This is a genomic window from Streptomyces sp. N50, assembly GCF_033335955.1.
Taxonomy (GTDB): domain Bacteria; phylum Actinomycetota; class Actinomycetes; order Streptomycetales; family Streptomycetaceae; genus Streptomyces.
On record NZ_CP137549.1, the window covers coordinates 6323487 to 6342595 of the forward strand.

Below are 19109 nucleotides of genomic sequence, written 5' to 3' on the forward strand. Positions count from 1 at the left end.
CACCGAGCCCCCAGTCATGGGCTATGGCCGGCCTGACCGTGCTACTGCTCGCAGGTGCGGAGACCCGTAGACGTCCCGCTGTACGACTCACGGTGGTCTTCGATCGCCCAGAGTCGGGCTCAGGTGAACGGCGGGACGGAGCGGTCGCAGACCTGGAACTGCGGGAACTGCCCGATGGGCCGCAAGGTCTGTACCCCGATCCGCGCACCATGGCGGGCTCATACAGTGCCACCAGGACGTTCCAGGAAGCCCTTGGCCATGCGTGGGCACTGTCCCCCTGGCCTGGCCAAGGGAGATGCGTGATCTGGAGCATCGCGCCTTCCGAAAACCTTCCTGTTCCGCTGCGCATCGACGGTGGATCCCTTGGCGCGGCCTTCGCCCTAGGTCTGCGTGAGCTGTTCCGCCGTCCCATCTCCCGCCGTCCCAACCATGCCTCGTTCGTCTCAGCGGTTTTCGGGCTGCGGCGCAAGGCCGCCGTGACGGGAGCTCTCGATGGCTCCGAGCGTCTGAAGCATGTCGAGGGCCTGGACGCCAAACTCCGAGCAGCGCGCAAGAAGGACGTGCGCCTCATCGTTCCCGAAGCCGACAACCAGGGCCTCAAAGACCTCCCGGATTTCGCCCAGGTCAAGTTCGCCGCGACACTCAAGGAAGCCGACCACTACGCCCGACAGTGGCGCTACGGACGTCTGGCAGCCGCCGCTCTGTTAGTTGCCGGCGTGCTCGTGCCCCTCTACATCTCTCACAGCGACAACGCCGAGGCAAGCCAGCGCAGCACTGCCACCAAACTCGCCTCCGTCTCAGGCAACCTGCTCAACAGTCACACAGGGCTGGCACAGTTGTTCGCCGCCAGGGCGTACCGAGAGGATCCAACTCCGCAGACCAGGGCAGCTCTCTTCAAAGCGGTGACGGCAAGCCCTCACCTGACGCGGAGCCTTCAGGCGAGCGGCACGGTCTCCGCTGCCGCGGCCTCCGGAGACGGTCGGACCGCCTTTGCAGGTACGGAAGAAGGCTCTGTGGTCGCCTGGAAGCTCTCGGCCGACCTGGTTGAGGGGCGCCGACAGACCGCTCTGACTCTGAAACACGCAGTCAAAATGATCGCGTCCAGCGCCGACGGCACGACTGTTGCCGCCATCGACAAGTCATCAGCGGTGTTCCGCACACACGGGACAGACCCTGTCGCGATACGCATTCCGGCCGGCCAGGAGCCTACGGCCGTCGCGGTGTCCCCGTCCGGGCGATTCGTGGCCGTGTCCACCAATATCAAGGACTACATGGCCCCACCGGTCCTGCTGCTCCATGACAGGACAACCGGAAAGACCAGATCCGTCCTCCTCAAGCGCCTGTCCATCGCGCCCAGCAGTATTGCGATTCCCGATGACGGCCAACTCGTCGTTTTCGACGGATCGTACGGCACCTGGGAACGACGCTCGCTGCCGAATCTCGTACAGGGAGACGGCTCCACCGTTGGCTTCGGCGTACACGACTACGGTTCTGCCCTCTCCGCCGACGGCCGCTACTTCACGTACACCAATGCCGACACCGAGCTGCCTCTGTGGAGAACCAGTGGTTCTCCCGGCTTGGACGGCGCGACACTCACTGCCCGGACGAAGGGGCACAACCCCGTTGCGCTGGCACTCAGCGCCGACGGCTCCCGGGTCGCTCAGGCAGTCAACACCACCGTCTACGTGGCAGGAAGTGTCCCGGAGGGACGAACGGCTCCAGCCCCCACGGAACTGGCGGGCGCCGGGCCGGTCAACGCCGGCACACTCGCATTTCTCGGCACTGGCAGTGATCGGCTGGTGTCGGCGTCCGGTGACCTGCTGACCATCTGGGACCTGAGCCAGGTCTCACGTATCGGCGCGGCTTCAAGCGCAGTCATCCCCGTCTCATGCGATGCCTGCCCCGGACCCAGCCTGTCGATCCGGCCCGACGGCCAATACGTCGCCGTGGTCGACGGCAACGGTGTCTCGCTCGACGTGCAGAAACTTGGGGCAGACGTCAGGCACCGTCTCGTCGAGCAGTCGGACACCATGAATGCATACACCTACGCCCCTCCACTCTGGACAGCCGACGGAAAGAAGATCGTCCTCGTCAGTGCGGCAGACGACAGCGCCCAAATCCGGTCACTGGCACCCGGGTTGCCCGTCGTCGGCTCGTGGCCCCCGGTGCCCTACGACCCGTTGCGCTTCACCGACCCAGTCGCAATGATCCGTCTGGCTCCCGACAACCGCAGGGCAGTACAGGTCAATAGTTCCGGAACGGTTGAGGTCAGGGACGTCCAGACCGGCAGGATTCTGCGGAAGATCAACGGTCCCACGGACCTGGCACAGACGGACGGCGGGCCGGTTCTGCTGGGCCAGAGCGACGTCTCGATCGACGCCGCGTTTGCCCACGTAGCCGTCCACGACGCAAGCAACAACGCCGTCTACGTCACGGACCTTGCCTCCGGTCGCCTCCGGGCCGTCCCCGGAGTCGGCAAGACCACAGCGGTTGCATATATGAAGAACCGTCTGCTCATCCGGCGCGCAGACGACACACTGGACGTTCGCAGCGCCGATGGCACCCGCCGGATCACCACACTCCAGGGAGTAACCGACCCTGCCTACGGCCCTGTTGTCAACGGCCGGGACGCGATCGTTGAGACGGAGACCGATGGCACCGGCAAACTTGCGCACTACCCGTCCGGATACACGCTCGGCACCCTGCCGATCCCCACCGGCTACAAGGCCGAATCGGTCGGGCTGCAGTTCTCCCCGGACGGCAGTCAACTGGTCACCGCCACGGAAGTGAGCGCCAATGACCTGGCCTCCGCCGCCGGCGAGATCGTCACCTGGCGATTGGAACCCGCCGCCTGGATGGATATCGCTTGCTCTTCGGCCGGACGCGACATCACAGCCGACGAGTGGACGCAGTACATGGACAGTTCCGCGCCGGACGACCTGCGGTGCCCGGCCTGACCCGACCCGCGAGGGGTAATGAACACACGAGCGATCCTCGTACTGGCCGCCACCGCCGTGCTGGCTGCCGGATGCACCGACAGTCCACGCCCCGCCACAGGGGGAGCGAAGGCCATCCCCTCCACGACGGGAGCGCGCACGGTCCAGGTGACCAAGAGTGTGCGCCTGCCTGCCAACGCAGGCCCGAGCGACTTGGCCCTCTCCGGCGACGGAGAGCTCTGGGTCACCGAGGCTCCCCTCGGGGCGGTCGCGCGAGTCACCACTGTCGGTACTGTGACCCAGTTCCGCATTCCGGGCAGTTCGAACGACCCCTCCGGAATCCTGAGCGGCCCGGACGGGAAGATGTGGTTCGTCGGCTTCGAGGTGATCGGAAAAGTCGACGACACCGGTTCCATGACCGGCTGGGAAGGAACGGCCCCTGGGCTGCCCAACGCGATCACTCTCGGACCCGACGGTGCCGTGTGGTACACGAACGGCGGTCTGGGGAATGCAAGCATCTCCCGCGTCACCGACGAGGGAGGCCCAGTGACCACCGCCGTTCTGCCCAAAGACATCGAGTTCCCAGCACGCGGCATCACGGAAGGCCCGGACGGATCCTCTGTGTGGTTTTCCGAACTCAGCCCAGGCTATGGCAAGGACAGCATCGGTCGGGTCGGGACGGACAGCCGGTACTCCAAGTGGTCACTGCCGCAGGGAACCGTGCCACAAAGCATCACATCGGGACCCGATGACGCCGTTTGGTTCACCACTCGCACCGGGATCGGACGCATCACCTCCTCCGGCCGGATCACGATCTACCGCGTAGGACACGACAAAAGGCCGACCGACATCACTACCGGCCCAGGCGGGGCCCTCTGGTTCACCACACCCACCAGGGTCGGTCGCATCACGATAGGGGGAAAGATCACACTATGGTCCGTGCCCGGTGCGAAATCACTGAACACCATCATCCCAGCAGCAGGAAGCGGATTTTGGCTCACTGACCGCGACGCTGCCGTCATCCACAGGATCCAAACGCCTCGTTGAGGCGGGGAGCGTTTTCAGCGTTGATGGTCCACGGCTGTCGGCGACGGTTGAAGGGCCCCCGCATCCACGAGATCCGCAAGGTCACCGCCTCGACCGGCGTCATCACCACGGTGGCGGGCAACGGCACCGAGGGCTTCAGCGGCGACGGAGACGACGCGACCTCAGCCCAGTTCCACGACCCCAAGGACGTTGTGGCAGACCTCGGAACCCTCGGCCGGATCTACATCGCGGACACCCTCAACTACCGCGTACGGGTGGTGGGTCACACGGCGTCGGCCCCGCCCTGCGTCTGCTGCTGTCGGGCCTGGTGGAGCTGGTCGTGCAGCGCCTGGATCTCCTCGTCGGTGACGGGACCGTGCTCGGCTTCGGCGACGGCAACGAGTTCATTGAGGTTGTCCCGCTCGATCTGCCGGGCCACGGCCGCGGCGACGTAGGCGGACAGTCCGGAGGGGCCGCTGCGGGCCCTGGCGGCTTCGGCGATGTCGCGCGGCATGGTGATCGAGTACTTGGCCGAGGGCTCACTCATGCTCCTCATCCCGCCCATCATCCTCCCTGAGTGTGGGGTGCGGCCCCGAGAGCCTCGTGCCTCGTGCCTGCCGTCGTTCATGCGGCGGAGGCTATGGCGCTGCGACCTGTGAGAGGCGAGGCGTTCCGGCCGGGGGCAGAAGGCTCTTCGGCGGAGCACCTCGACTGCTGCTCTTCAAGAACACTGACTGGCGGTCGGCCCGTTGAAGTTGTGATCGCGTGGAAGACGGCGGGCGTCTGGACGAAGTCGGACACAAGTGGTCCACCTCGTGCTTTCATGCACGCATGCATTCCCTGACCGTGCAGGTGGACGGAGATCACCTGGCCCGCCTTGTCCGTAGTCCGCGCGCCGGCCTGACGGAGCTCATCTGGAACGCCCTCGATGCGGACGCTGACGTCGTCGATGGCGGGCTTGAATTCAGCCAGCTGGGTGCTGTGGAACGCGTCTTCGTCGTGGACCGCGGTCACGGCATGTCGCCTGACGATGTACAGCAGGGCTTCGGCGCGCTGGGGGGCTCGTGGAAGAGGACCACCCGGACCACACGGCAGCAGGGCCGGCGCCTCCACGGAGAACAAGGCAAGGGGCGGTTCGCGGCATTCGGCATCGGTGATGTCGTCGAATGGTGCACGGTGCACGAGGACGACCCCGCAACCGAGACGAGAATCCGCGCCGAGCGGCACAGCCTGCGCCGCTTCGAGATCACCACCGCTCCGGCCGAGGGAGACGTCGGCACCACGGTCTCGGTTGTCTCGGTCAATGAAGTGGCGGGTAAGCAGCTTGAGCAGGACTCGCTGATCGACACCCTCTCGGCCGAATTCGCGATCTATCTCGAATCCTACCGGCAGGTGGAGATCTCGTGGCGCGGCCAGAAACTCAATCCGGCTGCGTTGCAGGTCGAACGCGAGGAATACGATCTGGAGGTCGAAGGACTGGATGACCGGCCGCAGCTCGTTGTCATCGAGTGGCGTCGCCAGGTCGACCGGGCCTTGTATCTGTGCGATGAGGCCGGCATGGCACTCCACGATATCAAGCCCGGAATTCAGGCACCCGGATTTGATTTCACCGCATATCTCAAGTGGGATGGGTTCCGAGGGCATGATGTGCTGCTCGCTGAATCCGGTCTGGAGCCCATGAGTTCCGTTGTTGCGGTGGCAAAAGAGAAGCTGCGTGAGCACTTCAAGCGCCGTAGTGCGGACAAGAGCAGGTCGATCATCAAGGAATGGGCTTCGGAGGGCAGTTACCCGTACAGTGAAGGGTCGTCCTCTGCTGCCGAGGACGCGGAGCGGCAGGTTTTCGACCTCGTCGCGTTCAGTGCGTCGAAAGTGATCAATGATGGAGACTTCCGCTCGCGGAAGTTCACCCTGAGGCTCCTCCGTGAAGCCCTGGCGTCCAACCCGGGGAACCTCCACAATGTCTTGAGGAGCGTTCTCGAACTGTCAGCGGAACGCCTGGCCGAACTCAGCGAGTTGCTCAACAGAACGACCCTCTCGTCGATCATCGCCACATCGAAGAGGATCGGGGACCGGCTCAGCTTCCTGTCCGGACTCGACACGATACTGTTCGACAGAGAGCCGCGGCGCCAGACGCTGGAGCGGCGGCAGCTTCACCGGATCCTGGCCAACGAGACATGGGTATTCGGCGAGGAATACGCCCTGACCGGTGACGACGAGTCCCTGACCAAGGTACTCGCGAAGTATCTTCACTTCCTCGGCGACGACGTCGAACTCACCGGCCACGCGCAGCCCGTGCTGCGTCATGATGGCACCAATCCCATTCCCGATCTTGTACTCACCCGCACGTGCGAGATCGCGCAAGACCGGGTTGAGAACATCGTCGTCGAGCTGAAGCGGCCGAGTGAGGTAATCGGCGCGGACGAACTCACGCAGATCGAAAAGTATGCGCTCGCCGTCATGCGCGACGAACGGTTCAACAAGCCGAACGTCTCGTGGGATTTCTGGATCATCGGCAATACCTTGGACGAGTTCGCCGAGTCCCGCCGGAACCAGACGGGACTGCCGTTCGGCTACATCCAGCGTACCGACCGCCATCGCGTACAGGTGCGTACCTGGTCCGAGGTGATCAATGATGCCCGGCACCGGCTGAAGTTTGTGGAACGCAGTCTCGATTACCGGGCTAATCATGATGACGGAGTGGAATACCTGCGTTCAAAGCACGCCCAGTTCCTACCGCCGAGTCTCAGCGACGGTCCCGACGCGTCACCATCCTCGGAAGGCAGTCATGGCTGATTGACCGGCGTGGCGCACCGTTCAGTATTGCTCGGTCTCTACGAACCGCGTGTCCGCGTCGTTGGTGGTGAAGGTGTCGACCGCGGCGGTCGGGTCGAATCCGGGCGGGCTGTCCTTCAGGGCCAGGCCCATGCCGGCCAGCTTCGCCTTGACCTCGTCGATGGACTTCGCACCGAAGTTGCGGATGTCCATCAGGTCGGCCTCCGAGCGGGCCAGCAGCTCGCCCACGGAGTGGATGCCCTCGCGCTTGAGGCAGTTGTACGACCGAACGGTGAGCTCCAGCTCCTCGATCGGCAGGGCGAGATCGGCGGCAAGGGCGGCGTCCGTGGGGGACGGGCCCATCTCGATGCCCTCGGCGTCGATGTTCAGCTCGCGGGCGAGACCGAACAGCTCCACCAGGGTCTTGCCCGCGGAGGCCGCATCGCCTGCTTGGTCTCGACGTCGACGATCAGCTTGTCGAAGTCGGTGCGCTGCTCGACACGCGTCGCCTCGACCTTGTAGGCGACCTTCAGCACAGGGCTGTAGATGGATTCGACCGGGATCCGGCCGATCTCCTGGCCGACCTGCTTGTTCTGCACGGCGGAGACGTAGCCGCGACCGCGCTCGACGGTCAGTTCCATCTCCAGCTTGCCCTTGCCGTTGGGCGTGGCGAGGACGGGGTTGTGCACCTCGACACCGGCCGGGGGCGCGATGTCGGCGGCGGTGACCAGACCCGATTAGAGCAGGCTCGGGATCCGGCTCCGCGACGGTCCTCACGCGAGACGCGGGGACCGGGACACCATGCGACGGGCGGGTTGGATGCGCCCTGATCCGCTTGGATATCACCGCCGACTTCGCGACGCGAAGCCATCATGTAAAGGGGCACAACCACAGTGGACTTGCTGAAAAACGTCTTGGCTGACAACCACTACCCCGGCCGCGGCGTGCTGTGGTGCACAACCGGCGACGGCACCACGCTCGGCGCCTACTTCCTCACCGGGCGCAGCCCCGCCTCCCAGGCCCGCACCCTGCACCGCACCTCCAGGGGCGAACTGATCGTCACTCCCTCCGACGCGCGCGAACACGACCACCTCCGCCACTACGTCGCCGCGCGTCAGAGTCCGAACTGGCTGGTCTTCGGCAACGGAGAGCAGGTCTCCACTGTGGCCGACCGACTCGCCTCCGGACAAGCTCCGCTCCCGGCCCTGGACGGACTGGACTACGAACCCGACCCGCCGATCTTCACCCCCCCCGCCTGACCGTGATCGCGGACAACGAAGGCGGCCAAGCCTGGTTCGGCGCCGCCCGGCACAGCGCCGGGGACCGCACCGCCACCAACCGGCTCGCCCTGCACATCAGCGACCTGCCTCCCAGCGAGGGAGTACTCATGACGACCTACCACTCGTCCGGACAGGAGGTCGCCACCGGTGCCCCGTTCACGGAGATCCGCACCACTGCCGAGACCCACAGCGACCTCCTCGACGAGCTGTGGTCGGCGCTGCCGCCACATCTCCGCATTGCCGCGGCTGTCTTCGCACCCGGAGACCTGGCGGGTTCCAGCATCCGACAAACCTCTCGCACACGCGTCTGACGTTCTTCGCCGAGCCCTAAGGCTCAGCACCGGGAAATCCGCTCAGCAAGATCACTACAAGGCCGCAGGACCCAGACCAGAGGGTGGGGAATTGCATGGCAGAGGCCGTCGGCCGGCTCACTGCCCGCCGTGCCCGGAGCGGCGATCCGTGCCCCGACTCCAGCAGACACCGCCGCACCAGATCGGCGTTGCCTCTGCCCTCCTCGTAGAGGCGTACGACGTGCACGACCAGGCGTCCCGCGGCGCGAAGGCGGACACGATCCGGCGCAGTGCGGGCAGGATCTCCGTGGTGCCCGGCATGCCGGGACTTCGGAGAGCAGGTCGCGCTGGACGTCGATCACCTGAGGGCGGAAGTGTCGAAGTGCGGTTCGGTGTAGGCGTCTTGGAGACCGGGCTCTGCCGTAGCCATGGCACGCCTCTACGGGGCCACCGCGGCCCGGGCCGCGGTGGCATGGGTTCATCGGTCGTGTCGTACCTCGCCGCCGAAGAAAACTTGCACCTCCTGGATGAGCCCGTCCCGGACAGTGAACGCCTCGACGTTGCGGTACCTGCCGCCTGCCGTGAGCTCGTACTCGTAGTAGGCGAAGACGACTTCTTCGTCTGCGGGAGTGACGTGGAGCAACTGCTGCTCCTTGAACCGGTCGGCGGTCGGGAAACACCGCTCGAAGAAGACCGTCTTGTCGATGTGATCGTCCTGCGGACTCGTGAACGTGAAATCGCCGGCGTAGAGCGGGAAGGCCGCGTCGCGGTCCTGTGACCTGTAGTACTGAAACGCCGCTTCTACGATGGCTATCGTGCTGTTGGCCATTCGAGCTCCCCGGTCGGGCGACTGGTCCTGTTCCGCACCTATAGAAAGGGGTGTGGGTGCCTCTGGAATTTCTTCGCATGCGCGTGTTTGCATTGGTTGCAGAGGTCCTGGAGCGCTGCACGCCAGTGGAGAGTGCGTTCCGATAGCGCGGCAGCCCGGTCTGCCCAATCTACGTTGTCAGCCCAGCCACCTGGCGCCCGCCACAGGACCAGGTGTGAGCTTTTGCCTAGCGGGAGCGGGAAAAGATCCGGAGCGGCGATCCTCTCAAAAGTCTCATGCCGATCTGCGATGTACTGTGAGATGTCGACCTGGTTGTACAGGATGGTGAACGCACTCACCGTCGCCTGGCGTTTGCTGATCTCGAACGTCAGCTGGACCAGGGGGCAAGGGTCGTCCCCCGGCCATTGTGGGTAGTTGTCCGTAAGTGGCAGGTGCATGATGCCGTGTCCTTCGGCGGGACGTTTCCAGCCCAGCGGCTTCAACCGCCTGAAGGATGCGGCAATCTGATCCAGGGAATGCTCGGCCTCTGCTTTCTCTGCGGCTTTTGCGGCGACGCTCCTCTGCGCGCGTTGGGCCGCGCCGACGGGAATGGGAGCGGCCTGTGCCGGAGCTGCGGCTAGAGGGGCGGACGACAACAGTGTGTTCCTGAGCGTGGGATTTCCCACGAGGTCCCAGATGCCGATCTTCAGGTCGTAGCGCGCTTGAAGCAGTACCCGGGCGGCTTCGAGATCGGATGGATCACGCCACTCGCCGTCCTGCACCAGCCCCGTGACACCGAACTGCGCCTCGATCGGAACGGGGCAGGTGTAGTGGACCGGGTCCGGCGGAGCTGTCGGATCCCACGCCGTGATCGGAGCGGAGATCTTCTCGGCAGCGGGCCGACCGCCTCGCACCCAGGCCAGATAGCCGCGCACCAGTGATTCGCTCCGGTGGGTGTGCGGCATGACGAGGATGCTGTTGCTCTTCATGAGGCGTCGCTGCTCGAAGGCCGCATACCGGTCCGGGAGAAGATCGCCGTCGTGGGTGAGTGATTCACTGGTGTCGATGAGAACCGCGGCTCCGATTCTCTCTCCGGCCTTGTCGAGGTAGAACTCGTTTCCTTTGAGGAAACGCCATCGGCGGTTCGGGGCAGCGGTCTTGAACCCTACGGTTCCCATGACGGTGCCATCCCAGCTCTCGAGCCTGTGTGCCTCGGTATAGCTGTCCGGCAGTGGTTCGTCGAACGAGGTACGGGTCAGTTCCAGTTCTGTCGTGCCACCGGGCAGCACGGCGCGAAGCCCGGTACGACGCAGACTCCCGTCGTGGCGCAGCTCGACCACCGATCGCCGGCCGACCAACAGGGCAAATGCCGATTCGCCCGCCGAATCGAGGAGGCGACCGACGAGCGAGGACGCCGTAAGCCACCACAACAGGGAGGTCGCGAGACTCACCTGCGTCACATGAGAGGTGGGGTCCTGGTCGACCGGCTGTCGTGAGTCAAGCGACGATCCGTCATCGACAGTCATCGGACCGCCGATCAGAATGATCATCGGGCCGGAGGAGCCGGCGTGTTGGCGAGCGCTCATCGTGGCCTCTGCTGCAGGGCGAGCAGCGCTTGACGCAGCTCCGGCGCGTCGACGGCCGCCAGGGCCAGGGATTCGGGGTCAGTACCCGTCAGACCCTCGCGTTCGATGAACAATCGCGCGCAGGCCACCAGGTCGGCATGCGCGTCGCGCCCGCCCGTGTCGAACACGCCCCCCTGTTCGCCGACCGTGTTGAGTGCCTCGAACGAACCCCTCGCCTGGTCACCTCCGTTGCCGCTGCCAACCCTGAGGGCACGTTCTCCGTCCGTGACGATGACGAGGGGAGGCGGAAGCAGGTCCACGTTCTCGGTGATGCGTCGCGCCATGCCGAGCAGTTGGGGATCCGCTGGGAGATAGACACGCCCGTGGTCGTCGACATTCGCCGGGTCCGTGCGCACCACACGCCCGACGATCTGTCTGAACGACAGAAGGGTCAGACGGTTCGTCAGGTAGACCACCGCGCGCAGCCTGGGGATGTCGACGCCTTCGGAAACCATGTTCACCGCTACGATCCACGGATCATGCGAGGCGCGGAACACGCGGATCGCGTTCGCCGGGTCGGGATCGTTCTCGTCATGGAGCCTGGAACAGGCGACGACCGGACGGAAACCCAGCACCCGGGAAGCCATATGACCCGCTGCTCGGGCCGCGTGATCACAGTCGATGCACACGACGAGACCGGCGGCATCAGTGTCTCCACGCTGTCGCAGGCTGAGAAGATACTGGTTGGCATCGATCAGCATCCGCTCGGCGATCGAGCCCTCACCAATCCACTCGATCGCGGCACGAAGACGCCCACGTTCCCGGACCTGCGTGACCTCCGTGTCGTCGAAGGTGACGGAGTGGGTCCGGTGGTCAGGGGTCCGGAAGGTCGTCTCGCCGCGGGCCTCGACGAACTGAACTGGCCTGCAGGCACTGTCGATGATGGCCTGGTCGTACGAGTAGCGGTAGTGGGGGCGGGCGTTGCCCTCCTCGGAGGGTACGAACGCGATCGGGTCGCGGCCTGTGCGAAACGGTGTGCCGCTGAGCGACAAAATCCCCCACGTGCCCGCTGCGAAAGCCTCCTGGGCCGAGATGCCCCAGGCCGCGTCGGCGCCCGCGTGGTGGACCTCGTCGAAGATGACCAGCGTCTGCTGGCCCGGATCCGTCGCGTGGGCCAAGAACATCTCAGTGGATGACAACAGCGACTGGTACGTGATGATCGCTCCGAGCCACTCGTCCCCGATGGGGTCGACGGCCCGCCAGTCACGTTGCGTCCGCAGCGGCAGCGTCGGCGCCCCCGGCGTTGCCACCGAACATGCGCGTGCCCAACCGTCCGCGATCGCCAGCGAGGGGACGACCACGAGAACGCGTGAGATCTGCCCCTTCGCCGCCAGCTCATGAGCCACTTCAAGGCCGAAACGCGTCTTGCCCGCACCCGGGCACGCTTCGACCAGCACGGGCTCGCGACCCAGCAGGGAGAGGACGGTCGGCATGGCGTCTGCCTGCCACGGGCGCAAGGGTGCCGTGCTCGGGCGGAGCAGGTCGGCGGAGAAGCGGACATTCACGACCGACTGTGCCGTGCTGCCCTTGCGGAGATTGCAGGAGCCGCAGATCGCCTGGAGGTTCTCGCTGCTGGTCGGTCCGCCCTGGCTCCACGGCACGATGTGGTCGCCCTGCATCAGGTCGAACGGGATATCCCGCCTGCAGAGATTGCAGACGCGGCCCTGCAACTGCCATGCACGCCACGTCTCCTGGCGCGTAAATGTTCGCCGGGCATCGAGTGTCACGTAGGGAGGGTAACGAGCCGGGACAGGGGAGGGGCGGTGACCATCAAGATCCGCGTGCCCAGGACGGACGCAACCGGAGGTCCCGGCTGTGGAGGAAGGCTCACCAGCCACGATCTGCCCCCGCACTCTGCTGATCGCCTTCTGTGGGGCCCCGTGCACGTGGATCGCAAGCGCTCACTCCTCGTGACGCCGAGGCTGGGCGCACCATGGTAGGTCGCGGCAGGCAGGTCGATCGGGCTTCAGGTCTCCTCACTAGAATTGCTGCCACACGAGTGCTGTTGACCAGGTTGTTTCTCCACGCTGACGGTAGCTGTGGCCCGGAGCGAGGAGGGTGAGGGCGATGCGTGGACTGACGGATACCGCACGCCGGTGGACGGCAGAGGGCCGTAGGCGGTACTCGCCCGGCCGATCACCGAGCAGGGCTTCGGCATCCGGTCGACGCGATACTCGTCGACGAGGATGGCAGTTGTCACGGCACGCTGTACCGCAGGGTGTTCGACGCCGACCTGGCCGACGAAGCGGCCCGGTTCTGACCGGTAGACCGCCCGCATGTGTGAGGCGTCCGTCCACGATTGCGAGGTGAAGGAGGCCCGGCGGCCCGGCTGACCTGCGTCGGGCAGGGTGAGACCCTACTCCAGCCGCTGGATGCCGTGCCCGATGGCTGGTGGGACCTGCTGGCCGAGGGCGCCGACGTCGCGCTCATCACCCGCCTCGACGAGCCGTAGACCCACGCTGTCGCACCGGCGGAGGCCGCCGAGCAGGCCCGGCACCTGTTCGCCCGGCACCGGGCCAGCCGAGAGGTCCGCCCTGACGAACAGCAACCGCGTCACCGGATGTCTCCAGGGCCTGTAGTCGGACCAGCGGCTCTCGAACATCCGTCGTGCGTTCGATGGCCCAAGCGGGGCAGCAGGCAGTTAGGCGGAAACGGCAACGACCCACCAGACCGTGTGCGCTTTGGTGTGCTCTTTGGCACATTCGGGCAGGTCGCATGGGGTTTTCGAGCGAAAGTGGCGCCGGTGCCCGAGGTGTGCGGCACGGTCGGTATTAGGTTACGTGTGTCGCCATCCGGTCTTTGACGAATGGCCTTTGAACTGCGGAAACGCGCCAGAAGGAGGGCGCGGAAGTCAGTGCATCGCCCGAAAGGAGAAACGGCCAAAAGACCGTGTGCGTTTTGACGTGAACGCAAAAACTCCCGACCTGTATTTCTGCAGGTCAGGAGCCTTTTCCGGAGTGCCCCCGGCAGGATTCGAACCTGCGCACACGGCTCCGGAGCCCAGGTGAGACCGTGACGCTTTTGTGGGCCTGACCTGCGGGGGAGGGGCGTCGGTGGGGCCCGCTGAGCAAGGTCATCACGCCCCTATTACGTGGGCGGCCTGTTGAGTGGAGAAGCGGCGCCGTATGGTCGAAGGCATGATCTCGGGCAGCGGCGGGGACCAGGACGGCGGCACGGAGTTCACGGAGGAGGGCCTCGGGGCTGTCCTGCGCGAGGCGTGCGCGAAGGCCCAACTGGACCCGGACGGTGCCGAGTTGCTGCGGCTCGGCTCCAACGCGGTGTACCGCTTATCGAAGTCGCCGATCATCGTTCGCGTTGCCCGTGACCTCGATGTTCTGGAAGACATGGAGCGGGCGGTACGAGTGGCGCGGTGGCTGGAGGCGGAAGACCTTCCGGCTATGCGGGTGCCGGCGGGCGTCACGCAACCGCTGGTGATCGGCAGCCGGGTCGTGACCGTCTGGGAGAGTGTCCAGGACCGCGAAGAGTACGCCACGGTGGGCGAGTTGGCCGACCTGCTGCGCCGACTTCACTGGCTTGAGGAGCCTGAGTCCCTGAGGCTGCCGTACTTCGACCCGTTCGCGAAACTGTCGGGCTCTCTGAGGCAGATGGACGGCGTCCCGGGGGAAGACCGCACGTTCCTGGAGGACCGTGCCGCAAAGCTGCACAAGGACTACGACCGGCTGGACTTCGTCCTCCCCTTCGGGATGATCCATGGGGACGCGAGCATCGGCAACGTGCTCCGCCACCGGGATGGTCACGCGGTTCTCATCGACCTCGACGGCTTCGCGCTGGCCCCGCGCGAGTGGGATCTGATCCAGACCGCGATGTTCTACGACCGGTACGGATGGCACACGAAGGCTGAGTACGCCGAGTTTGTTCATCGATACGGCTTCGACGTAATGAACTGGCCCGGCTACGAGACCTTGGCGGATCTCCGTGAACTGATGATGGTGTCCTGGCTCGGCCACCAGGTCGCCGGCAGCGAGCGTTCAGCGGGGGAGTTCGCGCGGCGCGTGCGGTCACTGCGTACCGGTGAGGGGCGAGACAAGTGGGGCCCGTTCTGAGCGGCCGTTCTATGTGCGGGAGTTAGACACTGACGTGGGCCTCGGACGCCACCCAGAGTCTGTGTTCTCCGACTTGCTCCGTGAAGGCTCGCGCTTCGGTGGTGTTGCCGACGACTGCGAGGCCCTGCCGAAACTCGGCGAGGTAGCTGACGCATCGGGCTGACTTGAGCTGCTCGCCGAGGTCGAGGGCATCGAGCGCCACTCTGCATGCCTCCTCGACATCGCCAGCACGTAGGTGCGCGTCGGCGAGAACCATCGTGGCGAAGAAGTCGCTTCGTACGTGACTGCCGCTCATGGCGTTTTCGGCGTGAGCGACGGCCTGCCGGGCGCTGTTGACGTCACGGAAGCAGTGCGCGGCCTCGGCGGCAAGTTCGGTCTCGTCGAAGTAGCTGATCCATTCGGGTTCATCGTCGCTGTTCCGGCTCTCCAGTGCCCGCGTGGCTGCGCTCAAAGCGGCTTCGCAGGCTCCTACGTCGCCGGTCCGGGCAAGAGCGCGGGCTTCCATGACGTGGAACTGGGCGCGCAGTGTCGGAGTAGCCACGGGGGAGATGCCCACCAGGGCGGCCCGAGCGAGTGTCGCGGCCTGGGTGTAGCGGCCGAGGAAGGTCGCCTGATGGCTCATAGCGGACAGGATGCTTCCGGCGAGCCGGCGGTCGTTGGCGTCCTGGGCCAGTCGGAGGGCCTGGAGGAAGTACCGCTGTGCCAAGCCGTGGCGGCAGGCGTCGTAGGACATCCAACCGGCCAGGAGAGTTGCCTCGGCCACGGTGGAGAACAGGGCCCGCCCGACCTGCTCGGTGTACTGCCCGCGCAGGAGCGGTGTCACTTCGGTGCTGAGGTATTGGACTGCTGCGTGCCGAGCGTGGTCCCCACCGAAACGGTCGTCCAACTCGGCGAACATGTCCGCGGTGGTCTTGATGGCCGCTACGTCTCCGAAACCGACGCGCATTCCATCTCGATGTTGCCGAGGAACGGCCGGCTCGGGAGCGACCAGCCACCGAAGCGAGGCTTCGTTCCACGCAGGCTCGGACGGCTCGGCCTGTAACAGGGGCTCGTACCGGTTCAGATCAGCGCGCCACAGCAGGCCGACGGTCTCGATTGCCCCTTCGGGGCTTGCCGGATAACTGGCGTCCAGGAGTCCTGTGTCTCGCTGGCCCTCGTGGTTCAGCCCCAACTCGGCGGCGCTGAGTCCGTACGCCTCACACAGAAGTGGACCGTAGAAGTCGTCCGGCGTGCTGTGCCCGTTCTCCCAACTGGCGATACGGCGCTTCACGCTGGCGTCCGACGGAAGTTGGTGGCCACGGCGGAGCGCAACCTGACGCAGCTCCCGAACCAACCGCGGCTGACTCCAGCCGCGACCTACACGGGCTTGCCGTAAGTGAACGCTGATCGGCTCCAGCGAGGACGTGACCGTTCCCTCCCCACTTGTACATGGGTGCGACTTCTGGGGCACGCGATTCTTTGGCTTCTCGACCGAATGTACGCGCTGTTCACCGGTGCGCGCTGCAAGTAACCGGAGTTCGCGGGTTGTTGACCCGTGACGGGGGATGACGCGTGCACACGGGACGTGTCATCCCCCGTCACCCTTCGTCATCTGCCCTCACCAGGGTGGTGCCCCTGAGTCTGGAGACCAGGCGGCATTGCGGCCGCAACTGGGTTCTGACCGAGGTGAGATGACGTGCAGAGGATGACCAGAAGTGGCATGGAGTGGCTCTCCGCCGCAGCCGACGATCCCGCCGAGTGTCGGCAAGTCTGGGCGGACGATCCCCGAAGGCCCTGCGCGCTGTCGACCGGCCGCTTCTTCGACGTGCTGAGCGTGGACCAGCGGCTTGGGATGGAGATGTTCGACCGTCTTCGACGAAATGGCATGCTGTTCGGGCCGGCGGTCGTCGACCGCAGGGCGCAGCGAGTCGGCTTCTTTCTGGGCTCGCAGAGCCGCGAGGTCTTCACGTACTACCTTGAACGCGAAACGTCATCGCCACCGTCGTACCGGTACCTCGACCACGGCTGCGCCATCGTCGTCCCCGGAGCCATCCCTCTGTCCGAGGACCGCTACCAATGGCTTCGCGCACCTACCCGCCGACCGGAAGCCAATCCGCGGCGCCCGGTCGCCCTCGCAACCGTCCTGGTCGCCTCCGCGGAACTCCTGGCAAGGATGGACCGCTTCGACGAGCAGTACCCGACGCCCTACTCAGCCGTCGTTGCCCTCCCTGAGGAGACGACCACAGATGCCGGATGAGCCGACTCACGGGCGCGACGCCGCCGCGTGGTCGCCTCTCGACAGCGACGGCTGGTACGCGGCCCGAGACGCGACCACTGCATTGCGAGACGTCCTCGTTCGCGCCGGCCTGGAGAAGGATTTCCCGTACCTGCGCGCGGACGTGAACGCCTTCGGGCACGGTCTCGTCGACTTGGGCCGAGTGTCCCCCGCCACGGCCGAGCGCCTCGCAGAACTCCTTCGCCTGGCGCTGGCAAGCGGATACCGCCGAGAAGGAAACGACGGAAGTCGCGGATCGTCCATTGCCGAAGAACACGAAGGAAGGGCCTGAGGTCATGACCGACCGGCGCGGAGTGGTAGCCAAACGAGCGGAGAACTTGTCGCCTGGCGTGCCCTACGTACGCGGCTGGAACCGCGCACGGCGAGGCGCCGGCACCCTGGCTGATCAGCTCGTGTTGCTTGGCTTGGACTCCGACTTCGCTGGCCTAGTGGCCGATGTGAACGTCTTCGGTGACGGCATCGTGCAGCTCGGGACCGTTCGGCCTGGAGCGGCCGAGCTGCTGGCGAGGTTGATTGCGACCGGGCTTGCTGCGGAGTCGAGTGACATGACGACGAAGGCACCTCTGCTCTCTCCTCGGGAAGCGCCTGCGGCGTGAACCACTGCTCGGTGGCGGTTGGTTGTTCTGCCGCTCGGCCGGGACCGGCGCCCCAGCGCCGCAGCCCGGACGAACGGCAGGACAACTGCTACATCAGCTTGGGAAGCTGCGGTCACTTGCGGCGGGTCTTGACGCTGACTTGCGTGAACGGCCGGGCTGTGTCGTCGTTGGGTTCGGCTGTGGTGCACGGCGCTGCAAGACAAGGCCGCACAACAGGGTGGGTCTCCGATCTCTGTCGGCTTCAGCGCGCCAGTCAGAACGGCGCCCTTAGCCTCCGTATGGCTTTGAAAGAAAGCAGGGCGAAGGCGGCTGCCAACGGCCAGGCGAAGGCCACTATCCAGAAATAAGCACTGTGTTGATGGGTATTCTCTCGGCCGGTCCACGCTAAAGGTCCGATTGCGACCAAAGAGACGATGGATATACCGGGAAACAGTAGGTAGTACGGATGTGTAATTCTCCGCACTTCGCTGTCAGGTTTTTGCTGGACCAGCCAGGACTCCCACCCTAACCCGCCAGGAACCTTTGGGCCTAGTTCCTCATTTATGTACTTCGCTATACCCTCGACTGCGCGGAACAATGACGCCAAGATCTCACTGGACGCATAGGAGATGAAGGGTATTACTAAGAGCACTGGCCATCGGTCTTTTCCTGATAGAGCTACGGAGAATACGACACTGACGGCGGTCATGTGGAGAGCCAGCACTTGATGCTGCAAGTTAATTCGGGTGGTGATCTCACTTCTGAGTGCAGAATACTCGGCAAGAGCACCTGCGTACGCATCTTCATTGGTCTCAGTCATTGCCGCCCTCGTAGGTGCCCTATTTCCGTCATTCCTGGTAGGCGACATAATCTAGCGAATGAAGATGGGGCGCGTCAGGAGCGCACACGGGCAAATTGAAAAAATGTGCCTCACCTGTCCCAAGGCGTGACTGGCTGTCAGCCGAACGGTGCACGCTTTCCAACTGTGGTCGTTCCTCGCCGGTCCGTGTACAGGGCCGTTCACCTGTGTTCACGGCCGGCTGGTCGCCGGAGCGGCTACGGGCGTCGGTCTCGTCTGAACGTCCGCGAACGGCGCTGAATGAGACGGAAGCTGAGACGGATGGAGGGCTCACCTCGCGCACTGGCGCGGTACATGGTCGCTCGTTGTCGTCGCAGTCCGTGCACGTTGATGTCAACGGTGGCTGTCAGCGGAACAGCCCCGGGACCGGACATACCTCCAATGGTTCATCCGGCCGGTCTGCCCAGTTCCACCAGAGATGCCGCCTGGCACACCGCCACAGTGCCCGACAGGTCCGCAGACCATCGTCCTCCCGTTTGGCGAGGACTAGGCCACCGAACTTCATGGGCTGGCTGCACTCGGGGCAGGCTGGGGCGTCGTCGGTCATGCGGGGCACGCTAACGAAGCGACCGCTTCGTCCCGAAGCAACTTGGGTGGGG

The 19109-nt window shown here is 65.2% G+C and carries 17 protein-coding genes and 1 pseudogene; 9 read left to right on the forward strand and 9 right to left on the reverse strand.

The window, feature by feature from the left end; all coding sequences use genetic code 11:
* Positions 1-299 precede the first annotated feature (299 nt).
* Both R2B38_RS28635 and R2B38_RS28640 read left to right on the forward strand, forming a co-directional pair.
* A complete protein-coding gene (locus R2B38_RS28635; protein WP_318018811.1) occupies positions 300-2957 on the forward strand; it encodes a WD40 repeat domain-containing protein in 2658 nt (885 codons plus the stop codon).
* Between the two features lie 147 nt (positions 2958-3104).
* Positions 3105-3983, forward strand: coding sequence for a hypothetical protein (locus R2B38_RS28640; protein ID WP_318018812.1), 879 nt, complete (start codon positions 3105-3107; stop codon positions 3981-3983).
* Between the two features lie 262 nt (positions 3984-4245).
* Here the strand turns inward: R2B38_RS28640 and R2B38_RS28645 are convergent, their stop codons facing one another.
* Positions 4246-4509 carry a CopG family transcriptional regulator gene (locus R2B38_RS28645; RefSeq protein ID WP_318018813.1) on the reverse strand — a complete coding sequence of 88 codons (264 nt, stop codon included), beginning with the start codon at positions 4507-4509 and terminating at the stop codon, positions 4246-4248.
* 284 nt (positions 4510-4793) lie between these two features.
* Between R2B38_RS28645 and R2B38_RS28650 the strand changes: the two genes are divergently transcribed.
* The gene (locus R2B38_RS28650) at positions 4794-6755 is read left to right on the forward strand and encodes an ATP-binding protein (protein ID WP_318018814.1); all 1962 of its coding nucleotides are present in this window, start codon (positions 4794-4796) and stop codon (positions 6753-6755) included.
* 21 nt (positions 6756-6776) lie between these two features.
* On the opposite strand, the pseudogene R2B38_RS28655 reads toward R2B38_RS28650, so the two are convergent.
* Positions 6777-7468, reverse strand: a pseudogene (locus R2B38_RS28655) (DNA-directed RNA polymerase subunit alpha); the annotation flags it as partial.
* A 180-nt stretch (positions 7469-7648) separates the two neighbouring features.
* On the opposite strand from R2B38_RS28655, the gene R2B38_RS28660 reads away from it, so the two are divergent.
* Together R2B38_RS28660 and R2B38_RS28665 are read left to right on the forward strand one after the other, a co-directional pair.
* Positions 7649-7993 (forward strand): IMP cyclohydrolase, encoded by a 345-nt coding sequence (locus R2B38_RS28660; RefSeq protein ID WP_318018815.1) that lies wholly within the window; start codon positions 7649-7651, stop codon positions 7991-7993.
* A 2-nt stretch (positions 7994-7995) separates the two neighbouring features.
* Complete coding sequence (locus R2B38_RS28665; RefSeq protein WP_318018816.1) at positions 7996-8325, forward strand: hypothetical protein; 330 nt, start codon at positions 7996-7998, stop codon at positions 8323-8325.
* Positions 8326-8442: 117 nt separating this feature from the next.
* Here R2B38_RS28665 and R2B38_RS28670 read toward each other — a convergent pair whose 3' ends face one another.
* The 5 genes from R2B38_RS28670 to R2B38_RS28690 form a co-directional block, all read right to left on the reverse strand.
* Entirely contained in the window at positions 8443-8625 is a 183-nt protein-coding gene (locus R2B38_RS28670) for a hypothetical protein (protein ID WP_318018817.1), read from the reverse strand.
* Between the two features lie 157 nt (positions 8626-8782).
* Entirely contained in the window at positions 8783-9133 is a 351-nt protein-coding gene (locus tag R2B38_RS28675) for a hypothetical protein (RefSeq protein ID WP_318018818.1), read from the reverse strand.
* Positions 9134-9171: 38 nt separating this feature from the next.
* On the reverse strand, positions 9172-10662 hold the full coding sequence (locus R2B38_RS28680; protein WP_318018819.1) for a hypothetical protein: 1491 nt from the start codon (positions 10660-10662) through the stop codon (positions 9172-9174).
* A 32-nt stretch (positions 10663-10694) separates the two neighbouring features.
* Positions 10695-12464, reverse strand: a complete 1770-nt coding sequence (locus tag R2B38_RS28685) for a DEAD/DEAH box helicase family protein (RefSeq protein WP_318018820.1) — start codon at positions 12462-12464, stop codon at positions 10695-10697.
* 629 nt (positions 12465-13093) lie between these two features.
* Positions 13094-13294: a hypothetical protein gene (locus R2B38_RS28690; RefSeq protein WP_318018821.1), complete on the reverse strand. Its 201-nt coding sequence runs from the start codon at positions 13292-13294 to the stop codon at positions 13094-13096.
* Between the two features lie 580 nt (positions 13295-13874).
* Between R2B38_RS28690 and R2B38_RS28695 the strand changes: the two genes are divergently transcribed.
* Positions 13875-14801 (forward strand): aminoglycoside phosphotransferase family protein, encoded by a 927-nt coding sequence (locus R2B38_RS28695; protein ID WP_318018822.1) that lies wholly within the window; start codon positions 13875-13877, stop codon positions 14799-14801.
* A 22-nt stretch (positions 14802-14823) separates the two neighbouring features.
* Here R2B38_RS28695 and R2B38_RS28700 read toward each other — a convergent pair whose 3' ends face one another.
* Positions 14824-16071: a hypothetical protein gene (locus R2B38_RS28700; RefSeq protein ID WP_318021813.1), complete on the reverse strand. Its 1248-nt coding sequence runs from the start codon at positions 16069-16071 to the stop codon at positions 14824-14826.
* A gap of 405 nt (positions 16072-16476) precedes the next feature.
* On the opposite strand from R2B38_RS28700, the gene R2B38_RS28705 reads away from it, so the two are divergent.
* From R2B38_RS28705 to R2B38_RS28715, 3 genes are read left to right on the forward strand one after another with little or no spacing between them, the layout of a single operon-like run.
* Positions 16477-17037, forward strand: a complete 561-nt coding sequence (locus R2B38_RS28705) for a bifunctional DNA primase/polymerase (RefSeq protein ID WP_411978507.1) — start codon at positions 16477-16479, stop codon at positions 17035-17037.
* Positions 17027-17347, forward strand: coding sequence for a hypothetical protein (locus R2B38_RS28710; protein ID WP_318018823.1), 321 nt, complete (start codon positions 17027-17029; stop codon positions 17345-17347). Before R2B38_RS28705 ends, R2B38_RS28710 begins: the two co-directional genes overlap by 11 nt.
* A gap of 4 nt (positions 17348-17351) precedes the next feature.
* Positions 17352-17672, forward strand: a complete 321-nt coding sequence (locus tag R2B38_RS28715) for a hypothetical protein (RefSeq protein ID WP_318018824.1) — start codon at positions 17352-17354, stop codon at positions 17670-17672.
* Between the two features lie 253 nt (positions 17673-17925).
* Here the strand turns inward: R2B38_RS28715 and R2B38_RS28720 are convergent, their stop codons facing one another.
* A complete protein-coding gene (locus R2B38_RS28720) occupies positions 17926-18471 on the reverse strand; it encodes a hypothetical protein (protein ID WP_318018825.1) in 546 nt (181 codons plus the stop codon).
* Between the last annotated feature and the right edge of the window lie 638 nt (positions 18472-19109).